The 24,570-nt window shown below is 34.5% G+C and carries 31 protein-coding genes; 30 read left to right on the top strand and 1 reads right to left on the bottom strand.

The features are described from left to right. The first annotated feature begins 72 nt into the window (after positions 1 to 72). The 7 genes from IX38_RS04510 to IX38_RS04480 all read left to right on the top strand — a co-directional run bounded on the left by IX38_RS04510 (position 73) and on the right by IX38_RS04480 (position 6,173). Positions 73 to 786, top strand: coding sequence for a hypothetical protein (locus IX38_RS04510; protein WP_131368641.1), 714 nt, complete (start codon positions 73 to 75; stop codon positions 784 to 786). Positions 787 to 905: 119 nt separating this feature from the next. After that, positions 906 to 1,403, top strand: coding sequence for a hypothetical protein (locus tag IX38_RS04505; protein ID WP_131368640.1), 498 nt, complete (start codon positions 906 to 908; stop codon positions 1,401 to 1,403). Positions 1,404 to 1,584: 181 nt separating this feature from the next. Next, positions 1,585 to 2,607: a ParA family protein gene (locus tag IX38_RS04500; protein ID WP_034702164.1), complete on the top strand. Its 1,023-nt coding sequence runs from the start codon at positions 1,585 to 1,587 to the stop codon at positions 2,605 to 2,607. 179 nt (positions 2,608 to 2,786) lie between these two features. Beyond that, positions 2,787 to 3,125, top strand: a complete 339-nt coding sequence (locus IX38_RS04495; RefSeq protein ID WP_034702163.1) for a hypothetical protein — start codon at positions 2,787 to 2,789, stop codon at positions 3,123 to 3,125. Positions 3,126 to 3,631: 506 nt separating this feature from the next. After that, on the top strand, positions 3,632 to 4,171 hold the full coding sequence (locus IX38_RS04490) for a hypothetical protein (RefSeq protein ID WP_034702161.1): 540 nt from the start codon (positions 3,632 to 3,634) through the stop codon (positions 4,169 to 4,171). A gap of 317 nt (positions 4,172 to 4,488) precedes the next feature. Next, on the top strand, positions 4,489 to 5,667 hold the full coding sequence (locus tag IX38_RS04485; protein ID WP_034702159.1) for an XRE family transcriptional regulator: 1,179 nt from the start codon (positions 4,489 to 4,491) through the stop codon (positions 5,665 to 5,667). A 5-nt stretch (positions 5,668 to 5,672) separates the two neighbouring features. Then, positions 5,673 to 6,173 (top strand): DUF4411 family protein, encoded by a 501-nt coding sequence (locus IX38_RS04480; RefSeq protein WP_228377909.1) that lies wholly within the window; start codon positions 5,673 to 5,675, stop codon positions 6,171 to 6,173. A gap of 173 nt (positions 6,174 to 6,346) precedes the next feature. Here the strand turns inward: IX38_RS04480 and IX38_RS04475 are convergent, their stop codons facing one another. After that, complete coding sequence (locus tag IX38_RS04475) at positions 6,347 to 6,592, bottom strand: helix-turn-helix domain-containing protein (RefSeq protein WP_034702155.1); 246 nt, start codon at positions 6,590 to 6,592, stop codon at positions 6,347 to 6,349. Between the two features lie 503 nt (positions 6,593 to 7,095). Between IX38_RS04475 and IX38_RS04470 the strand changes: the two genes are divergently transcribed. From IX38_RS04470 to IX38_RS04365, 23 genes are all read left to right on the top strand, one after another. Beyond that, entirely contained in the window at positions 7,096 to 7,620 is a 525-nt protein-coding gene (locus IX38_RS04470) for a hypothetical protein (protein ID WP_034702153.1), read from the top strand. Between the two features lie 252 nt (positions 7,621 to 7,872). Continuing rightward, a complete protein-coding gene (locus IX38_RS04465) occupies positions 7,873 to 9,048 on the top strand; it encodes a T9SS C-terminal target domain-containing protein (RefSeq protein WP_131368639.1) in 1,176 nt (391 codons plus the stop codon). 16 nt (positions 9,049 to 9,064) lie between these two features. Beyond that, positions 9,065 to 9,538, top strand: coding sequence for a hypothetical protein (locus tag IX38_RS04460; RefSeq protein ID WP_228377908.1), 474 nt, complete (start codon positions 9,065 to 9,067; stop codon positions 9,536 to 9,538). Positions 9,539 to 9,689: 151 nt separating this feature from the next. Then, positions 9,690 to 10,262, top strand: coding sequence for a hypothetical protein (locus tag IX38_RS04455; protein WP_131368638.1), 573 nt, complete (start codon positions 9,690 to 9,692; stop codon positions 10,260 to 10,262). 172 nt (positions 10,263 to 10,434) lie between these two features. Further along, the gene (locus IX38_RS04450) at positions 10,435 to 11,028 is read left to right on the top strand and encodes a hypothetical protein (RefSeq protein WP_034702146.1); all 594 of its coding nucleotides are present in this window, start codon (positions 10,435 to 10,437) and stop codon (positions 11,026 to 11,028) included. A 100-nt stretch (positions 11,029 to 11,128) separates the two neighbouring features. Then, entirely contained in the window at positions 11,129 to 11,824 is a 696-nt protein-coding gene (locus IX38_RS04445; protein ID WP_051884476.1) for a hypothetical protein, read from the top strand. A gap of 167 nt (positions 11,825 to 11,991) precedes the next feature. Further along, on the top strand, positions 11,992 to 12,738 hold the full coding sequence (locus IX38_RS04440; protein WP_034702143.1) for a hypothetical protein: 747 nt from the start codon (positions 11,992 to 11,994) through the stop codon (positions 12,736 to 12,738). A 107-nt stretch (positions 12,739 to 12,845) separates the two neighbouring features. After that, positions 12,846 to 13,253, top strand: coding sequence for a helix-turn-helix transcriptional regulator (locus tag IX38_RS04435; protein ID WP_034702142.1), 408 nt, complete (start codon positions 12,846 to 12,848; stop codon positions 13,251 to 13,253). A 585-nt stretch (positions 13,254 to 13,838) separates the two neighbouring features. After that, a complete protein-coding gene (locus tag IX38_RS04430; protein ID WP_034702139.1) occupies positions 13,839 to 14,429 on the top strand; it encodes a hypothetical protein in 591 nt (196 codons plus the stop codon). 37 nt (positions 14,430 to 14,466) lie between these two features. After that, positions 14,467 to 15,120 (top strand): hypothetical protein, encoded by a 654-nt coding sequence (locus IX38_RS04425; protein WP_034702137.1) that lies wholly within the window; start codon positions 14,467 to 14,469, stop codon positions 15,118 to 15,120. A gap of 33 nt (positions 15,121 to 15,153) precedes the next feature. After that, complete coding sequence (locus tag IX38_RS04420) at positions 15,154 to 15,813, top strand: DUF2461 domain-containing protein (protein ID WP_034702135.1); 660 nt, start codon at positions 15,154 to 15,156, stop codon at positions 15,811 to 15,813. 267 nt (positions 15,814 to 16,080) lie between these two features. After that, positions 16,081 to 16,476: a VOC family protein gene (locus tag IX38_RS04415; protein ID WP_051884474.1), complete on the top strand. Its 396-nt coding sequence runs from the start codon at positions 16,081 to 16,083 to the stop codon at positions 16,474 to 16,476. 135 nt (positions 16,477 to 16,611) lie between these two features. Continuing rightward, positions 16,612 to 17,106 (top strand): hypothetical protein, encoded by a 495-nt coding sequence (locus IX38_RS04410; RefSeq protein ID WP_034702133.1) that lies wholly within the window; start codon positions 16,612 to 16,614, stop codon positions 17,104 to 17,106. 77 nt (positions 17,107 to 17,183) lie between these two features. After that, on the top strand, positions 17,184 to 17,600 hold the full coding sequence (arr, locus tag IX38_RS04405) for an NAD(+)--rifampin ADP-ribosyltransferase (RefSeq protein WP_034702130.1): 417 nt from the start codon (positions 17,184 to 17,186) through the stop codon (positions 17,598 to 17,600). A gap of 107 nt (positions 17,601 to 17,707) precedes the next feature. Continuing rightward, positions 17,708 to 18,241, top strand: a complete 534-nt coding sequence (locus tag IX38_RS04400) for a GNAT family N-acetyltransferase (RefSeq protein ID WP_034702128.1) — start codon at positions 17,708 to 17,710, stop codon at positions 18,239 to 18,241. Between the two features lie 18 nt (positions 18,242 to 18,259). Continuing rightward, positions 18,260 to 18,778: a hypothetical protein gene (locus IX38_RS04395; RefSeq protein WP_034702125.1), complete on the top strand. Its 519-nt coding sequence runs from the start codon at positions 18,260 to 18,262 to the stop codon at positions 18,776 to 18,778. Positions 18,779 to 18,923: 145 nt separating this feature from the next. Then, positions 18,924 to 19,688, top strand: coding sequence for a hypothetical protein (locus IX38_RS04390; protein ID WP_131368636.1), 765 nt, complete (start codon positions 18,924 to 18,926; stop codon positions 19,686 to 19,688). Positions 19,689 to 19,752: 64 nt separating this feature from the next. Further along, positions 19,753 to 20,997, top strand: coding sequence for a hypothetical protein (locus IX38_RS04385; protein WP_034702121.1), 1,245 nt, complete (start codon positions 19,753 to 19,755; stop codon positions 20,995 to 20,997). A gap of 127 nt (positions 20,998 to 21,124) precedes the next feature. Continuing rightward, entirely contained in the window at positions 21,125 to 21,916 is a 792-nt protein-coding gene (locus IX38_RS04380; RefSeq protein WP_034702119.1) for an alpha/beta fold hydrolase, read from the top strand. Between the two features lie 24 nt (positions 21,917 to 21,940). Beyond that, complete coding sequence (locus tag IX38_RS22295; protein ID WP_084680196.1) at positions 21,941 to 22,063, top strand: DUF2200 family protein; 123 nt, start codon at positions 21,941 to 21,943, stop codon at positions 22,061 to 22,063. 11 nt (positions 22,064 to 22,074) lie between these two features. Beyond that, positions 22,075 to 22,713, top strand: coding sequence for a DUF4272 domain-containing protein (locus IX38_RS04375; RefSeq protein WP_051884473.1), 639 nt, complete (start codon positions 22,075 to 22,077; stop codon positions 22,711 to 22,713). Positions 22,714 to 22,725: 12 nt separating this feature from the next. Next, positions 22,726 to 23,481, top strand: a complete 756-nt coding sequence (locus IX38_RS04370) for an SMI1/KNR4 family protein (protein WP_034702117.1) — start codon at positions 22,726 to 22,728, stop codon at positions 23,479 to 23,481. A 336-nt stretch (positions 23,482 to 23,817) separates the two neighbouring features. Then, positions 23,818 to 24,570 (top strand): DUF3575 domain-containing protein, encoded by a 753-nt coding sequence (locus IX38_RS04365; protein ID WP_034702114.1) that lies wholly within the window; start codon positions 23,818 to 23,820, stop codon positions 24,568 to 24,570.

The following is a 24,570-nucleotide window of genomic DNA, read 5'->3' as shown; positions in this document are numbered from 1 at the left end:
TAGTAATTCTATTGAACTTTTGTGCTAAAAATCCCCGCCTTCGCCAAGCCCCGAAACGTTATGCGACATTTTATGAAAACAACCCTACTAAAAGAAATATTCACGACATTAAGTATTTTATTTACTGTATTATCTTGCTCACAAACAAAAAATGAAATGTTTTCAAAACAAGTTTTACCAGCTTTGCCAAATGAAGGTGTTTCTAAATTCGGCTTTGAAAATGATTCAATAAGAATTGATGAATATAGAATTTTAACAGCAAAAGGCAAATCAGAATATATAAAAGTGTTAAAAAGTTTTAGTTGGTTTGATGAAAAAAACGAAGATAAAAAGAAAGAAATTATTAAAATTCTTGAGAACGATTTAGAAGTAAATTATTCTTTTTTAGCGTTAGAAGACTTGAGTTTTGACACTGAAGGTTTTGAAACCGCAGAATCTTACAAAAATCTTCTAAAAGAAATGATTAAAATTGCTGAAATTGAAAATCAAATCAAAAAAATAAATGTTGTTGAAAAAAGAAATTTAATCAATATAACAATCTTGACAAATAAAAACGAAGAATTAAAATATACCGTTGACATCAATGAAATTCAAGACTGGATTGATACAAATTTTATTGAACAATTAATTAATGAACAATTATTGCCAAAAACAAATAATAACAAAAAATTTATTGCTTTACCAGCGATTGACCAAATAGCAAATGTTATATTTATCTCTCAAAATGACTTTGAACAAGCTAAAAAAAATGGACTTATTCCAAGTGATGATATTTTTATGGAATAAAAAAACGTCGCATAACAAGGGTTTTGCAAAAGTGGGGCTTCAGTGCTAATTTGAACATTTGTTCTTCGATTTCCCACCATCGCCCCGAAACGTTATGGGCAATTATTACGGAACTCAAGATGAAAATTACAACAAACAAATTAATGATGTCTATTCTCAAAAATAGAAAAATTGAATTTACATCTCAAAATGTAAGTTTACCAAATGAATTAGACGAACTTATTAATTCGGGTTTTAGAGAAGAAGAAGGTTGTATTTTATTTAAAGATTATCAATATTTTGGTCCTGGAGAACTTGATTCCGAACTCAAGAAATCTGAATATGAAATATTTCTAAATGACATAAATATCAGCGATTATGTTTCAGAAAAATTAGATGAGTTTGAAAAATTAAAAATTGGAGTAGAATGCGGAAAAAGAATATATGAGCAACTTAACAAGCATTATCAGAAAGATTTTCGAGTGTTAATTTATTTTGGTGAAACATTGAACGGAAATGAAATAGATATTTACGACGATTGTATTGTAAAGTTTCACGTAATCAGAGTTTCCTGCGAAGATGAATTAAAAGAATTTGGAATTGAATCAAAATCGGAAGGTGTTTTAATTATACAATAACTGCCCATAACAGCCGTTTGGCGCAATGGCTGGTTTAGTTTTTCTTAGCCGGAAATTACTAAGTTGAAATTTTGCTTATCTTTAGAACAAATTATTACAAAAGTCGCCACTGACGCCAAGCCCCGAAACGTTATGTGCAACTTTAACTCAAACGATAAACAAAAACTAAAATAGAAAAATTATGAAATATACATTTTGGAACAACAAAGGCGGAACTGGTAAATCAAGTTTAGCATTTCAAACAATTACTGAATATGCAATCAAATTCCCTGAAAAAAAAATTTTAACAATAGACTTGTGCCCACAAGCAAATCTATCTGAACTTTTTATGGGCGGACTTCTTGGAAATGGTTCTACAAATCTAAATAATTTAACCACACCAACTTCTGTATGTACAATTGGTGGATATTTTCAAGATAGATTTTCTAATCCATACAATACACCAACAATAAATGCTTCAAATTACATAAGTAATCCAAGCGCAGTAAATTCCAAAATACCAGTAAATATTGACTTAATTGCAGGAGACAGAATTGTAGAATTACAATCAAATTCAATTTCAGCATTATCAATAACTCAAATACCAGGAATCGATACATATTTAAAAATTATAGATTGGGTAAATGATTTAGTTAACGCATCAAATCAATTAAATTCTTATGATGATGTGTTCATAGACACAAATCCGAGTTTTGCTATTTATACACAAATTGCATTAGCAGCTACAGATAGAATTATTGCACCTGTTATGGCAGATGATAGTTCAAGAAGAGCATTAACAAATATCTATTCACTTGTTTATGGATTAAATTTACCTTCAGCTATATATAATCAGTATGCATTTCATACAAAGCTAACGACTGCTGGTAGACAATTACCAAAAATACATCTTATAATTAAAAATCGACTTACGCAATATATGGGACCAGCATCTGCATACGCTTCAGTTTTAACATCAATAGATAATGACTTAAATGCAGTTTTAGCTTCTCATCCGCAACATTTTACATTTAACAATATTTCAGATGGTGTAGTTGATGTAAGAGATTTTCAAACTACTGGAGTTGTTGCATTTGCAGAAGCAACTCCTTTTTCAATGCTAGTAAAAGGTGATCATCATCTTTTTGGAAATAAAACAAAAATTCAAGACCCAAATTGGCAAAACTGTATAGATGCAATAAGTGGTGTTGTAACTAAATTATAAAAAAGCAGCACATAACAGCAGTTTGGCAAAATGGCGGGCTCAGTGCTAAATTCCACGGCAGTTCTTCGATTGAACTTTTGTGCAAAACAAAACATTTATGCTTCGATTTCCGCCACTTCGCCAAGCTGCCAACCGTTAACTAGATGTTGCGGATTTCCAATCCGTGACTTATACTTTCGGTGCAGCAAAAGAGTTTCCCCAATGCCTTAAAAGCAAAAAAAACCACGAAAAACCATTTCGATAAGACCTTCAATCATTTCAACATAAGTTTCAACTCATTCGTTGAAGATGTCAACTTCTTCGTGAAGGCAATCAAGCATTACGTTGAGGCGTTCAGGCGTTTCGAAGAAGCGATTAACCAGTTCGAAGAGACAATCAACCAGTTCGAAGATGCAATCAAGTACAATTTATTACATTTCACCACTTTACAGACCTTTGCAAATCTGGAAAATATGCAAATATTATCGACAGTGACTTCTAAAAAACAATTAAAGCCAAATATTTTACTTAAGAATTAATTTCAAACCTATACCCCGCTGCGTAAAGTCTCCCGACTTTGAGCGCATAAAATAAAAAACACTCCCCTTTTAAAAATATGCTCCAAAGTCTGGAGACTTCGGAGAACAGCTATGTAATCATTAAAGTGAAAAGCGCTGAACCTGCTATGCCAATGGGAGGTGGAATGCTAGGAATGATATAACGGTCAGCGACCGAGGCAATTTATATACTAACCGCTCTACTTTTTGCAGAGCGGTTTTTTTATTATATTTGACGAGTAACAATGATCTATAAAAAAATACAAATTATCGATGAGAGAATATTTCCACTTCCATCAACTCATACATTTAACATTTGTGAAAGAAGCTAAATCAACAGAAGGTTTGAAAGAACAATAATTACCATAACAAAAGATCGCTTGCAAAAATATTACTCTATATATCAACTTAATTAAAAATCAACACAACCAAATAAACAGAATAGACACCTTAAAACAGCAATAAACATTAATTTAAATAAAAAAACAATGACCAGACAATTAAAGTTAGCAATTGTATTATTAGTAACAGTTGCAAGCATGGGTGTAAATGCCCAAAAGAAAACAACTGCAAAACCTACCAAACCATCCACCGAAAACAAAACCGCAAAACCCACCAAGCAGGAAACTATGGATTGGATTGCAGGAAAAATGAAAGAAAATTTAGCCACATATAATGACCGAACTTTTGTTTCTTATAAAGACGGGATTTTTGTTTATAGAAGCAACTATGGAATTAATAAATTTTGTGAATATAGCTATGACATGAATAAGGTTACTGGAATGAAGAATGAATACTCTGATTTTTTTGTTTCGGGAAATAATCAACTTTTTGCTCACTGTGATTATGACAGGGCAGGCGAAGGAAATTATTACAACTATATTTCTATAAGTGGGCCTAACTATAATAAGTATAGATCACCTTTTAACTTTGGTACAGACCAAGCTTTAGTTGAAAGATTAGAAAAAGCATTTAAAACATTAGTTGAATACAATTCAACGAAAAAAGGTGCTGATGAAAAGTTTTAATTCTAAAAACAAAAAACTTTTTGCTTACTGCTTTTTCTATCAATAAGACAATTAATATATTAACCGTTCTATTCTTTGTAGAGCGGTTTTTTTCTGTATTATGGTTTTCCGTAAGGAAATAGTATATTTAGATTGTAATTTTATTATTAACAAATAGATTGTAAAACTAAAACAACATTAGCGCAATTATATGTATTGTATATTGGCGCAATGCATAAATTTGGATGTTCTATCTCAGCTAAAAAAACGATAGTGCTAAATCAAAACAGCAGTATTTTGATAAAATTAACTATAAAATTTGTACTTTTGACCCCATAATGGCAGACAAAGCATACATAACACCAAATGTTCTAAAATGGGCAAGAGAATCGGCAAGAATGACCGAGGAAATTGCTGCTGCCAAAATCTCTGTGTCTGTTGAAAAGTTGAGGGATTGGGAAGCTGGATTCAGCCAACCAACTATTCGACAAGCACAAACATTAGCTAAATCATATAAAAGACCTTTTGCTCTTTTCTTTTTACCTGATATTCCTAGAGACTTTCAACCTTTACAAGACTTTAGAAAATCGGGTTCAAAATCGTTGACAACTTCTTCAATTTTTATTATTAGAGAAATACAGCAAAAACAGGCGTGGTTAAGTGATGTTTATTCTGAAAATCAAGAAGAAAAACTACCTTTTGTTGGGCGATTTAACATAAATGACAACCCTCAAAAAGTTGCAAATGACATACTACAAACTTTAAATATTAATCCATTATTCTACAAATCCGACAATCCAATAAAAGAGTGGATAGACGCAGCGGAAACTAATGGAATATTTATATCACGGACAAGTTTCATTCATTCTAGATTGAAATTAGACTCTGAAGAATTACAAGGCTTTGCAATTGCTGACTCTCATGCTCCATTCATATTTGTAAATTCAGAAGATTGGAAAGCACCACAACTTTTCACCTTAGTTCATGAATTAGCACACATATGGATTGCAGAAACAGGTATTTCAAACGAAGTTGAACCTAATTTGAAACAAAAGGATAAATTTCATCCAGTCGAATTATTTTGTAACGAAGTAGCTGCAAATGCACTTATGCCCAAGGAAATAATATTGGATTTTGATATCTCATTGTTTCAATCTTCAAAAGATATATTAAAAATTGCGAAACAATTAGGTGTCAGTTCATTTGCATTATTAGTACGAGCTTTAAACCTAAATATTATTTCAGTGCCTACTTATCAGAAACTCAAAAAACAAGCAGACATTGATTTTGCCGAATATTTAAGAAAAGAAGCAGACAAGAAAGCAAAACAAAAAGATAAAGAAAAGACTGGCGGTCCAAATTATTTTTTATTACAACTTAATAGAAATAGTAGGTTGTTTACACAAACCGTTTTGGATGCATTTCGAGGAGGATATATTGAACCAACTTTAGCAAGTAATCTTTTAAATGTTCAAGTAAATAAATTTCAAAAATTAGAATCTCAATTAATAAGATGAACACAATGGCAAATAAATATTGTTTAGATGCCAATGTGCTAATTCAAGCATGGCAAAAATATTACAATCCAAAGTTTTGTCCAGACTATTGGGAAATATTAATAGAACTTGGAAAACAAGAAAAGATTTTTATTCCTGAATATGTTTATGAAGAAATAGTAAGAACTGAAGACGACCTTTCTAAATGGTTAAAAAATAGTAAAATCCCAATTAAGAAAGTTAGTGAACAAGTTGCAAATTGTTTGAAAAAAATCTATTCATCAAATCCAAATCATATAAACTTGGTTGACAATACTAAGGCTCGGTCTTTGGCTGACCCTTGGGTAATTGCACACTCCATATATGAAAATGCCACCGTAGTAACAAAAGAAGAAAAAGTAACTGCATTGAACTCTAACAAAATTAAAATTCCAAATGTTTGCGACAATATGGGTGTGCGTTGGATAAATGATTTTCAGTTCATAGACGAGATGGACATTAAGTTTAAATGTTCGTTAACAAAATAACGAATCGACAAGAAACTCTAAGGTATAACAATACCTACACGCAAGTGGGGATTCAGTGCTTCTATGAAAGTGAAGTGCTAAATCAAAGTTCTGTAATTTTAATGAAGTTCAGTGCTAAAAGTCCCACCTAAAACGTTACCTGATAGATTAATAAATACAAAAATCAACTTTTGTCAGGATTTCTCATCTATTTTAAAATTAAATAATTCTTGAGGATGAACTTCTAAGCCCTTAGCTAGTTCCTGTATTGTTGAAATTCTTAAATCAACTTCTCCTTTTTCAATTTTACTGATATTACTATGGTCTACATCACATTTTTGAGCTAACTCCCGATAGCTTAATCCCACCTTCTTTCTAAATTTTTCAACTCTTTTCCCGAAAGCTATTCGAAATTCAATTTTATCCATTGCAATTACCATTGTCAAAGCAATTTGGAAAGTTTACATTAAAAAAATGTAGTTGAATTAACCTACAATTCAGAAATTATATTATATTTGTACAATAAGCTACAATAAATGTAGCTTTGCGATACTTCAAAGAAATATAGAAGCTATTGCTTAGAATCTCAACTTGAAAACTGGTAATTTAAAAGTATACGAGAGGATAAGTAAACAGCTCACGACCTAGGCGTGGGCTCTCTTATCTGTGTACAGGTATACCAGTACCTCAAGTTGGATATTGTAGAGTCCCATGCCATTTTATTTCATGCTGTTCTGCTTTTCTACAATCATCTTTTTCTAAGCCAGCTTCACCACATAAAGTATCATGATATGTTACAATGGGGTGTACAATCCATTGCGGCTTTAGTGCTTTCAGAAAAATACAAATTCTATCCTATTACCCTTGGTTGGTATGGCAGGAAGTTCAGGCATTGCCCTGACTTCCTCCTTTACAGCCAATAAAAAATGACACAACAGAAAACATGAAAAAAACCAGAACAGACCTCCAATGCCCATTTTCGGGAGTTGGTAAGAAATACTCTGCAGTACAGATGATGGAGGCCTTTTTTCAGCTCAATGACCTGACTGCCTCTAAAAAGAAATTAAACAGCATTATGAATTATGCGGTAAAAAGAAATAGCCGGATCAAAGAAGATCCGTCCGTTATATTTCACTTTCGCCAGTCGATGCAGTCGTTTGTCCGGGCAGGTTATCTTATCACGCTGAAGGAAAAGAAATGGGCCGTTAATACTCAGTTGGAAGAGGTCTCTCCGTTGGTTTTTGGCTTGCTTTCGGAGAAGGAATACCAAAACCCTCTGTTGGTTTTTAAAAAAGCATTCAGAGAATACAGCATCAAGGAATTTGATTATTTTATGTCCGGGATGGTCTATTTCTCACTCGGAGTTCATGACAACCTGCCGGAAAGGAATATAGTGAGTCCTTACATTCATCTTACTAAAATGCTGGATGCAGCGCATCTTATTCTTGAAAGGAGAGAGAAGAAATAAAGATATCCCAGCTCTGCAAAGTCTCCCAGTTTTACGCCAGTCAAATAAATCCCAAGCCTGGAGACCTTGAAGAGCAAAGTTTTCCGCAAAAAATATATGTATGTTTGGGGTTTTGAAAAAGCTAACCGAAAGAATTTGCTTACACTTTTTTCCTATATTTGAACTTAGATGTTCTATTGATATTCGGTGCTAAAAACAATCCCGAATTTTGAACAGAAAATTAAGGAAACCAAACACTAAATCTTAATACCATTGAAAATAAAATTAGTAATCCTTTCATTGTTGAGCTCATGGTTATCTCACGCACAAACCCTTCAATTTAAAAATCTCGCCAATATGTCTGCAGGCAGAGGTGCCATAACCAGTGTAATCGTGAATGATAATATCTATGTGAGCAATGGGTATCATGAAAAAGCAAGTGATGCAAAGTATGTTGAAAAATATAATATTCCCAATAACAGCTGGAGTGTTCTCAATTCTACTCTACTTCCGAAAAGATTTGCTAATTCCGAAACTTACAATAATAAAATTTATATTTTTAACGGTTGGGGAAACAGCCATCTTGAAATTGTAGACCTTGCAACCAGTACAGTAACGAAGGGAGCTGTGAATCATTCCTATACAGGAAATTCAGGCTCAGCAATCCATAATGGCAGAATATATGTATTTGGTGGAAGCGGACTCAATGGAGCTGCAACCACTGTATTTTCTAATAAATTCCAGTATTATGATATTGCTTCCAATACATGGAATCCATTACCCAATATGCCTACAGCCAGAGAAGCAAAGGGCAAAATTGTTAATGATAAATTGTATGTAATTGGTGGTTTTAACGGGACCCCATCTCGTCTGATCAATGTTTATGATCTCAAAACTAATCTTTGGATTGATCAGTATACGATGCCTGCTGGTATATCCGGACACGCATTGGCTGTATCCGGTAATAAGATTTTCATTGTAGGTGGTTTTAATAATCAGACTTTTCTGGCCTATTTTGATACTACAACCAACAAGTTACATCAGTTATCATCCAATATGATTCCCAGAAGACACGCTGCAGCGGAAGTATACAATAATAAATTATACATCATCGGTGGAAGTACCACGTCTCTCACCAGCTCAGCTATTAAAAGCATACAAGTGGCAGATATTAACGAAGATATACTCTCTGCAAATGAAAACAATGAAGATCAAGTATTGAAAACAAAGGTGTATACCAACGCAGCCAGAGACGGTTTTGTCATCAGTAATAAAAATAACAGCAATCAATTTGAATACACCGTTTTCTCAATAGATGGAAAGCCAATCAGCAAAGGGTTTGCCTATTATAATAAAAATATAGATTTATCGAAAGTACGAACCGGAACTTATATTTTCAGTTATAAAAATGAGAAAGGAATTTTACAACAGGTTAGAATTATAAGATAATAATAAGCTTTCAGATATGAATATCAATTCTATGATTCGTTTTCTCGTTTTAATAATTGCCAGTCTATTTCTAAGCCATTGTAAAGATAATTCGGAGGCTAATAAATACCGTGTAGGCCAGGAATGGAAATACAAAACCCGTACTGGAGAAGAAAAATCGACTCTAAAAATTTTGAAGATTGAAGAATATCCTCAAACCGGGAAAGTCATTCATATTTCAGTTAGTGGATTAAAGATGAAAAATCCAAAAAGTTCTGAAGGTTTTGCAAATGAATTAAGCCACATTCCGATTTCTGAAGAAGCACTGAACAAAAGTATCATCAAACTACACAATGAAAACGGCAAAATGCCCGATTCTCTTGAAATGGATGGATATTCTTATTGGAAAAAAGAGTTTGACAAAGGAGAAGCCGGGATATTCAAAGTTCCTGTTTCTGAGATTGTGGGAGTAATGGAAGATCATATTATTTCAGGAAATTATACTCAATAGAACATCCTTACTTCAGCAATAAATCCTTTTATAGAAACAATCACTATTGGTTGTAACCAACGGAGCCCCTCCGGTGGTCTCCAGCAAACTGCGGGAGACTTCAAACCGTTAGCGGTAATGCTGACTGAAACGTATAAAAACATAAAAAATATTGAAATCGATTTACAGAATTTTCACAAAAGTTTCGTTTTTAAGCATCATAACAATTTTGATGATTTTATTTACTTTGCAATTTTTAGCAGTTGGAATTTTCAATATTGCTGAAAGCGGAATAGGATTTTATCTGTATGAAAATTTTATCGGCTTCATTGGTATAGTAATAATTTTAATCCTTGACATTTGGCTATTGACATCAACCTTTTTGCCTGTTATAAAAATAAATAGGGATGGAATTTCTGCTTATTCAATTTTTTGGAAAAGAAAAATAATATGGACAGAAATACAATCTGCAAAATTGTTAAAGGTAGGAAGCCGGCATTCAGCAGGAAGACAATCAATTTCTTTTGAATTTACACAAGAACCCGAAAGAAAAAACGCACTAACCAACAAAGGAGCAAGAGTGAATACATTCATCATTATTTCAAAGAAAGGTCTTAAAAAGCCAAAAAGTTTATCGTTGATTGCACAATTGTTAAATCACAATAAAATAACGACAAATGAAGAAATCGCATTTGAGTATGAACAAACTGCCTGGGAAACAATCAAAAGGAAATTGAGCGAATAAAAGCACTGCCGCCAAAAAGGGTTGTCAGACGGGCTGAAGTGCAAACTTGAACTTTTTTGTTATAAATTTGGTATTAGTGCAAAGCTTAACTTTTGTGCAAGAAATCCCGCCCGAATGCCAAGCCCCGAAACCGTTGGGCATCATTATAAAAAAACGCTAAAAAATAAACATCATGGAATTTGAAATTAAATATGAAGATTATTTTGAAAATGAAATAGATTTTAATTTCATCAATTTTTCTGGAAAATATTTAAAAGTTTATTATAAAAATGGCTTTATAAAAAAGAAAGAAGAGTATTTAAATGAAAAAATAACTCATCTGATTTATTATTTATACGAAACCGAAAATCCTGAGAATATTTTAAAAGAAAACTTTGAAATTTCTTCCGTTGAAATGATTGAGTTAGAAAAAATTGGAGACTATTTTAAACGAACGCATACAGATTACTATGCTGGAATTAAAGATGAAAATGATAGCTTTTCAGTTATTGACAAAAATAATCGAGAAATTTATGTCAGCTCAATAGTTGGTGGTGAAGAAGAAACTAATAAATATTTTTATGATAAAAATGGTAAAAAATTATATACATTTTGGTATTACAGCAAAAGTAAAGTTAGCAGTATAGATACGTTAAATCCAAAACATTTTAAATATATCAATGAATTTAAAGAGTCTTTTACTGCTGAAGAATTTATGAATCTACCTGATGTTGATTGGGAAAATATGAAATATTATCATAATGCCGAACCAATAATACCAGAATAACGAAAGTACAACAGGCGTTTGGCAAGATTGAGATTTTTGTAGTAAATACACGTTTATATTTCGCAAGAAATTTAATCTTTAATAAAAAATAATCAAACATATGACAGAAATCGGAAATGGTCTTTTTGAAAACAATGAAGAAATAATAAACTGGACCTATCCCGGAGCCACATTATATTATAAAGATTGTGATCTAAACCCTTCTGTAGCCGAAAAATTCACAAAAGGCAAACTCATCCGAAACGGATTTTTTCTTGATGTAAGTATCAGAGGCGGTGGAATTAAGTTTAATACCCGATTTTTAATTGCCTCTGCAAAAGCAGCAAAACTGTATGAAGTAAATCCGGACAATGAAAGGTTTGGCCATTGTTGTTTAAACCTTGACAGCTATTTCAAAATTCTTGATATCTATCAACTTGAAGGTAAAACTCAAATTTTTTTGCTGCACATCCCTGCAAAAAGTTTAAAATATTTTGAGAGCGTCACCTCAAACTGGGACGAAGACTTCATTAAAAAAGCAAGACAAAGCTTTGATAATAAAATACACATGGAACCCATAAGTGATCTGCTGGAGCCATTTTGGTTAAAAAGAACAAACTTCCCGGTTGGAATGGATGCCTCCGAAAAATTTTATCCTCTGACCTCCATATCCACCATTACAAAAAATGAACAGCCTTTGTATAATGGAATTAAAAATTTGACAAAAGATAACAGTGACATTAATACTCCAACACCATATTTCAGCGAACAGAATAATAAGCCCAAAGGAGGTTTTTGGAAAAAAATATTTGGATAGAATTTAATGAGTTAAACCAAAGAGTGGCAGAAAACAACAGGAATCTATCTTGATCTTTTTGCTTTCGTTTTTTAAATTGCAGTCATTTGTAGTTTTACCTAATTCTTAATAAACTTATAATTCCAACATACATTGAAACTAAAACTTTAACAATTCAAAACAAACATATGAAACAAATATTTTTCACTATCTTTTTTTTGATTTTTACAATCATATTTTCTCAAAAAAAAGATACAATTAATAAAACAAATATTCACTTTACACCTACTAAAGTTGAATATCAAAAGGTTGAATTAAAAAATGAAGTGTTAGAAAACTATATTAAAAAACTTTCTACAAAAAACGAGGCAAAACAATCTATTTGGGATACATTAATTCCTTTACTTATCGGTGCATTTTTAACATTAGGAACACAAATTTATTTTGAAAATAAAAAAAATAAAAAGGATAATGATAATCAGATTCTTGAATCTAAATCAGAGCTTGAAAAATTAACATATCTTTTAAGACATAATTATAATGAACTTGCAATGCATAAAGTTCATAAACATTATTGGTATGCTCAATATCAATATGAAGAAAATTTAGAAACCCCCAATTTAAATGATGTAAATAAATTTTATAATTACCATATTGAATCTGGTAATAAAGCAATAATTATAGAAAATGTAATAGCAGAAAATTTCTCTAATTTCACTAAGGAAATATCAAAAATACAGCACTTAACAAAACAAAATACTGAAGTAAATAATTTATATGTTAAATTTATGTCTCATACTCCAAAGAAACCTCAAGATATTATGTCATTAAATAGAAGTGAATTGTATGAACTGGCAAGAAAAGAAGAAGACAAATTAAAAAAAGAATACCAAGAATACATTAAAATATTAAATGATATTAAAAACATTGTGTAGGGAAAATTCTAACCAAACCTTTTTTCCAACCAAGAATAAATTACCCCACTCCTCCATTTTTTATCCCCCAACTTTTACCTATATTTGTTTCTATAACTCACACAAATATGCAAAACAAAAAAATACACCAGGGCAGAAATATCAAACGTTTTCGTGAGATGTTGGGTATGAAGCAGGAAGCATTGGCTTTTGATCTTGGTGAAGATTGGAACCAAAAGAAAATTTCACTCCTGGAGCAGAAAGAAACTGTAGAAGAGGATATTTTAGAAAAAATCTCCCACATCCTGAAGGTTCCCGTGGAAGCTATCGAAAATATGGATGAAGAACAAGCTATAAATATTATTGCCAACACCTTTGACAATGGTGCTATACTTAACGGCATCAACTACAATCCTTCATTCCACCCTATAGATAAAGTTCTACAGCTACACGAAGAAAAAATTGCCCTGTACGAAAGAATGCTGAAAGAAAAAGATGAAATGATGGCCAAACTTGAGCAATTTATTCAGAAATAAAATACTCATTTACGCAAGCATCCACGCTTATTTCAACATATTGCATATTTAAATTGCTAATAATGTAATTTTTAAAGGGTTTTAATACATAAAAATCAGTATTTGGTTACAAACAATATTGTTGGAAACAAAATACCAGCTTCTTTGGTTTCCCGCAATACTGCGTGTGACTTCCGGAGATGTTGTTTGGTTATAAACACTATTGTTTGTAACCAAACAACAAGTCATTTTATGACAAACATAGGTGTTTGTGACTTCCGGAGTCCTTGTTTGATCAAAAACAAGGTTGCGCAGAGTTTTCGTAATTTCTGTAGAAATGAATAGTTTATAAAAGTTTGTGTAATCTGCCAAATCTGCGGGATTTTAAAAATTCAAACAGCCTCTTATCTTCACTTAGTTTTTATTTAATAAATTTTTGTCTGAGTTTCTTTAACGTAAAGATTAATTTTAACGCCTAATCAGCGATGTAACTTTGCTTTCGTCGGAATAAAAAAAAACATACAATTCCTTAGATTTTTTCGTCTGATCGCCAATTTTTTCAAAGCCTTTTCTCTACTTTTACAATCATAAAAAATGAATTGAAGCATGAAGAAAATAGAAACAAAAATAGATGAAGCCTTTAAAAACACCTTCCTGCTTCCCAGGGAAAAAACAGTCACCAGTTTCCTTGCAGATGTATTCAGTTCAAAATATAAATTCAGGGAAGATGACAAAAAAATTGAGGTGATCAGCCTGTATTATTATGCTTCAAGTCCTTTAAGCTTTTTATTTGCACTGCCTCATTACGAATATTATGATACCGACAAGACCATTCAGATTGCAGAACTTCATTTGAAAGAGCATTCATTTCAGGACTACTCCCCTGCTGATGTTCAGGAATTATGCAAAAAGATTTTGGAAGAAAACAATATTGATTATTCGGCTTATCTGGATGAAAACGACCATTTGGATTACGCCCATTACTGGGAAAACCAGTCCGGCCTGGAAATTGATTTCCTGATGAACTGCTGGAAAAATGCCAAAGAACAAACCCAATCTAAGATGCTGGGATTTTTAGAATCTTCAGACGGCGAAAGTGGAATGTTTGATCTGGATAATAATTACGTGATTCCTTTTGATGTTGACCTGGATGAATATCTGCAGTCTCATGGCTTCATGATTCAGAAGGAGAATTAAAAAAAGATTGAACTGCCAGCCGATTTAAAACTACAATATGACACCACCGGACCATTCAAAAATTATCAGTAAAACTGCAAAAAAAATACTGACCCCTTACGGTATAAAGCAAAAGGGAAAATCCAGAATCTGGCTTGACGATCGTGGCTGGTACACCACCGTAATCGAGTTTCAGCCATTTACAGGAAGACAGGGAACTACTCTAAATATCGGGGTCAACTTCCATTGGCATGAACAGGTCTATTTTTCATTTGACATAGGGTATAGGCAGGATGTTGATTTTGTAGAATATAATGGAAATGAAGACCAGTTTTCAAGGGAAGTTGAAAATTTCTGTAAAATTGCACTGAGCAAAGCCCTGGAATACAGAGAAAATCTCCAAAATCTTCAGAAAGCCAAATCGTTCATTCTGAACCAAACCTACACAAGTGAGGAAATTTGGGGAAGCTATCACAAAGGAACCGTATGTGGGCTGATTGATGATTTGGTTGAACGAAATCACTATTATCAAAAGTTATTAGAAGCCAGTCATGCCGGAGAATGGCTCAATGAACTAAAAAACCACGTAAGTCTCCTGATTGGCCATTCAGCCGGTAAAGATCAATTTACAGAAAACATGATTGAAACAATCCGAAAGACAAGAGTACTGAAAAAACTTCCTGAAGTTGAAATAAAATTTACAGACTACTAATCTAACTCTCCAATATTCACATTTTTTACCATCATGAAGAAAACCTTTGAATTCCTAAAACATTTAGAAAAAAACAACACCCGTGAATGGTTTACCCAGCATAAAGCGGAATATGATTCGGTGATCAAAGAAAACAAAGTTTTTTTCAACCAGATCTATACCGAGCTTCAGGAACATGATCATTTAAAAGGAATCCATATTTTCAGGATTTACCGGGATGTCCGTTTTTCTAAGGACGCAACACCGTACAAAACCAATTTCGGGGTTGGATATTCCCGTTCAAAACCGATGCTGAGAGGAGGATATTATATCCATCTGGAACCCAATAACAGTTTCGTGGGAGGCGGTTTCTGGGGACCTGAAGCCAAAGATCTGCTCCGTATCCGTAAAGAATTCGAGCTTAATACAGCAGAAATAGAAAAGATCACTTCTGATGAAACGTTCATAAAATACTTCGGAGAAATCAAGGGAGACGCTGTAAAAACAGCTCCCAGAGGTTTTGATAAAAACCATCCCGCCATAGATTTAATCAGGAAAAAACAATACGTAGTGATGAGGAAATTCACGGATAAGGAAGTTCTGTCCGGCAGCTTTCAGAAAGAGGCTCTGCTCACTCTACTAGCCATGCGTCCGTTTTTCGATTACATGAGTGAAGTGCTTACCACGGACTTAAATGGGGAACCTTTAGTTTAGAAGCTGGTGTTATTTAAAAAATTAATACCCGATACCAAATTTCCTCCGTCAGTTCGAGTGTTTTTCGCAGCGAAGCGGAGAAAAATGTATCGAGAACCCGTGAACCACAGACACCTCAAAAATCACAAACTTCCCGATACGATTTTCTCCAAAAATCTACTCGAACTGACGAATATTCACTTTAAATTAAAATGAGACCATAAGCTATCAGGCTGTTCTATTTTTAAACCCTTTTTTTGTTATATTTATTCACCTTAAAATCCACTTATGAATGCAACCTTTGACACCATCATACTGTATGTTCAAAACGTTGAATTGCTTAAAAACTTCTATGTTGAAAACTTCAGTTTAAAAGTAATTGAAGAAGATCCGGTCTGGGCTCTTTTGAATGCAGGAGCAGTAAACATTGGTTTCCATAAGATGGGAGAGCCATATCTCGAAAAAATAGAAGCAGGTTATAGATTTGATAACAATACAAAACTCGTTTTTGAAATTGATGCTGATATAGAAACAGCAAGAAATAAATTTCTGTCTAAAAATATTGAAATGAGAGAAATCAAAACCTTTGAAAATTATAATTTCTGGCTATGCGACGGAACAGATCCTGAAGGAAACGTATTTCAGTTAAAAAGTAAAAAAACTCTAACGGTGATCAATGAATAATATTTTTAGAGAACCGGCAGAACCCTCTACCTTTTTCAGTTATTCTAATTTTCTAATTTTAATCCATTTATGATAAAAAATATACTTATAATATCCGTTATATATGCAGTTTTAATTACAACAATTACTTTAACCATGTCGCAGAAAGGAAATACTTATCTGTCTGTAATCGTTTTTTTAGGCGTCGTTTTCGCTTTTCTGATTGTTCGTATAGTTTACAAAAAAAATAGGTCCGGCATCAGGCAAGAAAATAACAAGCTGAATTATACCAATTCAGATTTTCAGCATTTAAATAAAATCTCAGCAAGACCATTTCTGTTCGGACTTGAAAAGAAAATCATTTCAGATCATGAATTTTATTTTGATCATGAAAACTTTTACGCCGTTAATCCCCATCATCAGACAGCAAAATTTAATCTGAAAGATATCACTGAAATAAGTAAAACATCTGTTAAGATTAATAACAGCAGCATCTGGCAGATAAAAATCAATAACAACAACGAAGAAGTTGTCTTCAAATTCGCACACAATTACACCATCTGGAATAAAAATTTTCTTGAATTTTACCGGAAAGTTGAAGAGCTAAACCCTTCCGCCATAAAATCAAAATGGAATATTTGGAGCATGTAAATCTATCTGCAACACCGAATGAAGTTCCGGTTAACCCCGGTAAATAAACACCATCCCTATTTTACTAAAAATACATTATGAATTCAGACCCTATTGAAGAAACTCCCATCTACTACCACGGCACCAGAGCCGATCTTAAAACCGGAGATCTCATCGAAATAGGTTTCAGCTCAAACTATGGCACCAAAAGAAAGGCAAAATACATCTACCTTTCAGCGACTTTGGAAGCGGCAACGTGGGGTGCAGAGCTGGCTTATGGAGAAGGAAAAGAGAGAATTTATATCGTGGAGCCAACAGGTCCTATTGAAGACGATCCTAATTTAACAGACAAGAAATTCCCCGGCAATCCTACCCGGTCTTACCGCTCCCAATATCCTTTTAAAGTGACCGGAGAAGTTACAGAATGGCAGGGACATTCACCGAAGCAGCTCAAAACCATGAAGGATCACCTTGAAAAACTGAGACAGCAAGGCATTGAAGCTATTGAGGACTGATAAAATACCTGTTAAAAAAGCAGGCTTTGAAATAGTCGGATATAATTATTAAAAAAAACTCATTAATTAAACATTGCAGAGGGTTTTCCTTTAAAAAAACAAACATTTTGACAGTACGAAAATTACCCATAGACAGACTTACCACAGAAAGATTAATTCTTATCCCGTTTACAGCAAAAATCTGTGAGTCCGTTCTGAAAGACGATTTCAGTGATATTTTCGCCCTGGGATTACAAAAAGGAAAAGGCTGGCCATATCCTGATGTCATAGAAACCCTGCCCAGGATCATTGAGAATCTCTCAAAAGTGGAGGAACCTACAGGCTTTGAATCATGGATGATTATTAAAAACGACACCTTCGAAATCATCGGTGATGCAGGGTTTAAAGGATATAATTCCGAAGAAAGAAATATTGACATCGGATACGGAATCACCAAAGAAGAAAGAAGGAAAGGTTATGCCGAAGAAGCCGTAACAGAATTGATGCGATGGGCTTTTTCTACCGGGATGATCAATGAAGTTACAGCAAGATGTTTATCAGAAAATACAAATTCTATTCATTTTCTGAAGAAATTAAACTTTACTGAAATAAAGCAGGAAAATGGCATGATCTATTGGTCGCTGCCCAAATCAATAAATTGAATTCCATTAAAAAAGCTGATGAATACATCTCTTCAAACTACATTCTTAGTATTAATCACCCTACTTTTACTTTCCTGTGAAAGTGATAAGGACAGGCTGGCTAAAGCTGAAAAAGAATGCGCAACTAAAACTAAAATTGACGGTTTTCATATTTCCTTCTTCGGATACTTTCCAAAAGATGCAGACTCCATCAATATTCTCATAAAAAGAGGAAATCAAACCATACGGAAATACAGTGATAAAATACCCGATGTTATTTATGATTCCTTAAGACATCAAAGAAATTATTTTGTTAAAGATGAAATAAACTTAACGGATACCGTTTTTGTAAATATTAAAAATAAACCTGCTAAAAAAATTTATGGATTCAAATATTTTGTAAGGCCTCATTATACCATGATGAGCAAAGACTGGGGCTGTGATTTCTATGAGCTGACAGCAGACGGGAAAACAAGCGAAGGCGCCGTTGTAGATTTTACTGCTGAAAACTGGAAGATCCTTGAAAAAAAGGACTTCAGGAATTATTACGGTCTTTAATGCACTTATCTCATAAGTTTATGAAGACATTTTGAACTAATATTTTTCACATTTTATCAATTAAACAGTTTCACAGATGTTCCTGTTCTGTTACTTTTCGTAATTTAACGCTCCGGAAACGATTTCCACCACCAAATATCATATTATGAAAACCAATAGACAAGTAAAGACAAAGCTTTTTATGCTGCTGTGCTGTATGTATTTCCTTCTCAATTCCTGTTCCGGACCAGTACCGGTTCCTGCATCTAAAATCGAAGATATTTCTCGCATAAAAGCTGAGATTGACATGTATCAAAGTTTAACGGATGAAAATGAAAACTCCCTTTCTGTAACCCTATATGATGAAAAAGGAAAAGAATTTGGCAACGACTCTGTGAAAATAGCCGTCAATGGTAAAACAGTAGAATACAGAATCAAACAGCAGCTGTATTACAGTAAAAACTACTTTTACCACGCTGAAAATATCTCTCCGGAAAATGGCAGGTATGATCTTCAGATCCAGATGTCGAATGGGAAAAAGTTTTTTCTGGCCAGTATCCCTTCCCTGAAACTGAGCAGCTCCAGGAATATCGTTTATAAAGAAGATGCTCCACTGAATCAGGATTATTCGATACAATGGTCCGGCCTTCAGGATGTCAATGTCCTCTATCTCTCTAAAAGTGTTAAAATTCAGACCAAAGAAAAAAGCAATATAGAAACCTTTGTGCAACAGGCTGAAGACACTATAAAGATTGGTCCTTCAGGAAATTATACCATAAAAAAAGAACAATTCTCCAGGCCCGGTGATACACTGGATATCATAAGCTTTAAATTTACAGCAGAAAAAACCGGAACGGTTAATCCTCATCTGTTGAAAGGAAGCAGCGGTAAGATCAAAGGCTCCCATGAGGAAAGAGTTAATTTCAAATAGTATTTCTAATTTCTTAAATATGATATTACCGTTAAAATATCTCAAATTTACTTAATCATCAATTATGCAGAACACTAAGATCCAGGAAGAATGGTTCTCGAAAGGAGAACAGTATGCCACAGAAATTAATGAAATGGTTGATTTCGGTGAAAAAAACGGTTGGGAAAACTGGAAAGGCGAAGAACCGGAAGATAAAAGATCAAACCTTGCAGAAGCTGTTTTCAACCTGCTTAAGACAGCCAACCGGAACGGAGATACAGAAAACTTCAGGACACATTTTCCACCAGCCCACACCCCTGTTATTCCTTTATTGGAAAACAGGGCACAAAGCATTGAACAGCTTCAATTTATTTCCGGAGAAAAGATAGTTTTCCTTACCGGAACTTCTTACGAAAAAAGACAGGCCTACCTGCTGGATCAGGATCAGGTGACAAAACTTGATGAAAACATTCAGGCCATCGGAAAATCCAAGCAGGGAAATATCTTTGCTATAGCCACAAACGGTAAAATTTCATTACACAAAGGTTGGGACGGCAAGCTCATCAGCGAATTCCAAATGAGCCAGGCGGCAGATTCCGGTATTACAGAACTCATCCCATTCAATGACGGCAGCAAAGTCCTCCTGGTCACGTCATTCGGAATCTATCTGATCTCCCGGAACGAAGAAAAACTCATTCATCCCCTCAACGAAGACAACGAGGAAGACTGGACTCCGGATATCGACATGGAAAACGCTGCACTTTCCAATGATAATGCTTACATCGCAGTCGGCGACCAGAGCTATGACCATAGAATTTTAGATGCGGAAGGCAATACATTGGGTTCCGTCGGGGCACAATCTTCATATCCGCATTTCTGCCTTTTTTCAAAAGATGACAGCCAGCTGATTACCAATTCCTGTCATTTTTATAATGGGATTACCATAGCAATCAATTCCGATCAATACACAGGAGCCGATATCGAAGCATATACAGAAAGCGATGATTACACTGTTATTGATGAAGAAATGAGGGTTTACACAGGTACAGCTGCGAAAGAATATTACATCCTTGGCGATGCTTACGGGTATATCAAAGCCTTTGACAGGAACGGAAACAGACTTTGGAGACATTTTCTGGGCTCTACTATTTCCGGCATGACCCTTTCAGATGATGAGAAAACATTATGGGTGGCGGCTCATTCCGGTATTTTACACAAGTTAAAATTAGAGAAAGGCAGAAGAGATACTCATACCATAGGTAATGGGAATCATTATGAAGAATTCAGGCTGCTGATATGGAAGGATGAACCGCAGATATGGAAATGGTAAAATTTATAAAGCCAAACGTTCTGTCTTAAGGGCGTTTAGCATTTTCACTGAAGGAAAGACTGGAATTGTACAGCTGATCTACGAACCCAAAAACAAATAAATTCAATCACAGAAAAATAAATTAAATATGGAAAAATACGCACATTCTTCGGACGGACAGAATATTCACTATAAAGAAAGCGGACAGGGAAATTCTTCGCTCCTGTTTGTACATGGCTGGCTCGGCAATGCAGAATGGTGGAACGGCCAGCAGGAATATTTCAGGGAAAAATACCATATCGTGCAGATGGATCTTGCAGGACACGGAAAATCTGACACGTCCAGAAAAGAATGGTCCAGCAGACTATACACAGATGACATCAAAGCAGTGGCAGACCAGATCGACTCACAGGAGATCATTCTTATAGGTCACTCCATGTCCGGAGCCTATGTTCTTGAAGCTTCTCTGAAAATACCTGAGGTAAAAGCCCTTATTCTGGTAGACACCGTAAAAGATCTTGATGAAACCTTTACGGATGAACAGGCAGAGCAGCTTTTATTCGTGCATTACCACAATGATTTTAAAAATGCAGTGGAAAATATTCTTCCTCAATATCTTTTTGCAGAAAAAACACCATCTGATGTACGGCAGACACTTCAAAACGAATTCCTTCGGAATACATCAGAAAAAGCGGTTGAGCTTCTCCGGCCTTTGTATAAAACAGATTTCAGGGAAGCAGCCTCAAACGTTCAGGTTCCGGTAAGAGCTATTAACTCAGACAATTCTCCTACCCATATAGAAAACAACAGAAAATATTTAAAAGATTATGATTACGTCGAAATAGCCGGAACGGGCCACTACCCAATGCTGGAAAACCCTGAAGAATTTAACCGGATTCTTAATGACATTCTTAAAGAGCTCGAAGGAAAGCATCGTTAACGGAGTGATCATCAATTAAAAGCCATGCACAACACCAGAATTTATGCCACAGCTTTTGCAAGCGTTTATCTTCATTATATCCAAAAAGCAGAAAAGAAAGGATGTACAAAATCCGGAATTCATGATATATACCAGACAATAATTTAAAGAAAAAAGAGTTGACAAGAAAAGAAAAAAACGAGGAAATTCTCAAAAAAGAAGGAATAAAAATTAATTTTAACCTTCCCCACATAGAAACAGACGAAGAAACAACACTTAGAACTTCTGAAGAAATGGCCACCAGAGTAACCGTTCTCGCTGTTACGAACCTTATTGCTTTTGATGCGATGGATGCGGAAGAAGCAATTGATTATCTGAAAGGCTGTGATCTTTGGGACTCCACCACTCCGGATGAAAAAGATTTTTTAAATGATCCCACGGAACAAAAAAAGGCGCAGGAAAGCTGGAAATGTGAATGCATCTGGGTCTTATTGTGGGCATTAAAAAAAGTGGACACCCTGCCCTTTCCTGATGAATTATGCGATCTGAATGATATTCCTGCCGAAAACTATCCTGTTGGCGGCGACAGCGATCCTAATGATTTCATTAATGGGCCTCATGAGCTGCGTTCAAAATCTGAAATACTCGATGCTGCAGATTTATATTACCGGTATGACTGGGCATGTGTAGACGCCCGTATCAACAATATTGAAATGACCACGGTAGATCCCGGCATCGTCTATGAGAGGCACTATGCCTTAAACTGGCTGATCACTTATATGGATCAGGATTGGGATGATGTTTCATGTGATACCTAATCCATTTGACAGATGACACAACAGGAACTTATCGAAAAATTCACCAGCCTTTCAGAAGGGAAGCTCACCGCACACGAATGGACAGGCTGGTTTACGGATCATAAAGATACCGTGGAAAAAATATGCGGAAGAACTGCATTTCTTAAAATAAAGCCCAAAGAAAGTTTCAGCGGGATCAGAAATTTATACATCGGGCAGCTGGCCGCTTTTGACTGGCTAAAATCGTTAAAAATTGATGTTACTCTTTCTGACCTTTACAAACAGGGCTGGGAGAAAGAATTTGATGATTTCTGTAAAGCCGAAAAACAAAAAGAAAAACAGCTTCAGAAAGACGTTGAAAATAAATTCGGATATCTAAAAAACACCTATCCAAAATTTTTCAGACAATTAACCAGATCATACAGCAACTCTGACATCATCGAAGCAGGTGTACAGCAGGAGATTATTCAAAATACTGAAAAAGAATTTTCCATACAGCTTCCTGAAGATTTAATCATATGGTATCGAAATATATCAGTGTTAAAACTGGAAGGTCTGGAAATTGATTTTAATGAATTAGCTGCCGAAACGATTCAAAGAAAGCAATACCTTGTTCTGGGAGAATTCTGGCTGTACGGTGACGGAGATCGGTTACTGTACAGTTTGGAAAATCAAAGCATTTACATTTTTGCCCATGAAAATGCACCTCCCAAAGTTATAAAAATTGCGAATTCACTGTTTGATTTCGTGGAGAAAAAAATGGTAACCTATTTAAAGGAATATGAATAAGAACAATTCATGAGGAGGAATAAAATCACTAAGAATATCAATTGGCTTTTTCATCAGCAAATACGATTAAAATCCTTATTTATCACTGAGTTTATTTGAATTCTAAATCCCGAACTCAGATTATAGTAAGCAAAAAAGCTGAATTAAAATTTCGGTTAAAATCTTCTGCTGTATGATATGGTAAGTATTGTGAATCCTTATTTTTTTCAATCAACCATATAACAAAAACAACAACCATATTATTGTTTTTAAGTTAAAAATTAAATCATATTGAAATATTATTCAATTTTTGCCTGGTTTTTGCTGATACTATTCTACACCCCAAAATATATAATCATGAAAAAGTTCCTCATCTTAATCCCCTGTTTCCTGTTTTCAGAAGCAGACGCACAGGAAATTCAGCCTGTTTCCCCGGAAAAAATGAATATCATTAAGACCAACGTCACAGCCTATGCATTCAGGAACATCAACCTGTCTTATGAAAGAGCCATCAACCAATGGTTTTCTCTTAACATCGGTTTCGGAACAATGACGCAGGGAAAAGTACCTTTCATTAACTCATTTCTGAAAGATGAAGATGAAAAAAGATTTCAAAATCTGAGAGTAAAGTCAACCAACTTCACCATCGAACCCAGATTCTACATCGGAAAAGGCTATGGTAAAGGATTTTATTTCGCCCCCTATTACCGCTATTCGGATGTTTCTTCCAATAGCTTTGATTTCTATTACGATTATGATGCTGTAGACGGGAATACCTACCAGATTCCCCTCAAAGGCCAGGGAAGTACCAGCGGAAACAGCGGCGGCTTAATGGTTGGCGTACAGTTTTTCCTTACCCGAAGCCAAAACCTGGTCCTTGATTTCTGGATTGCCGGCGCCCATTATGGAAGTGGAAAAGGCGATTTCACAATGACCAGCAATTACGTGCTGACCCCGGAAATGCAGGCACAGCTTAAACAGGAAATTGAAAATCTTGATATCCCTTTTGTAGATTACACCGTGGAAACGAATGCCAATGGAGCAAAAATAAAAGTAGACGGTCCCTGGGCAGGCTTCAGAAGCGGACTATCCATTGGATACAGATTTTAA

Origin of the sequence: Chryseobacterium luteum (genome assembly GCF_000737785.1) — a bacterium.
GTDB lineage: Bacteria > Bacteroidota > Bacteroidia > Flavobacteriales > Weeksellaceae > Chryseobacterium > Chryseobacterium luteum.
This window is presented reverse-complemented; position numbering and strand designations above follow the sequence as displayed.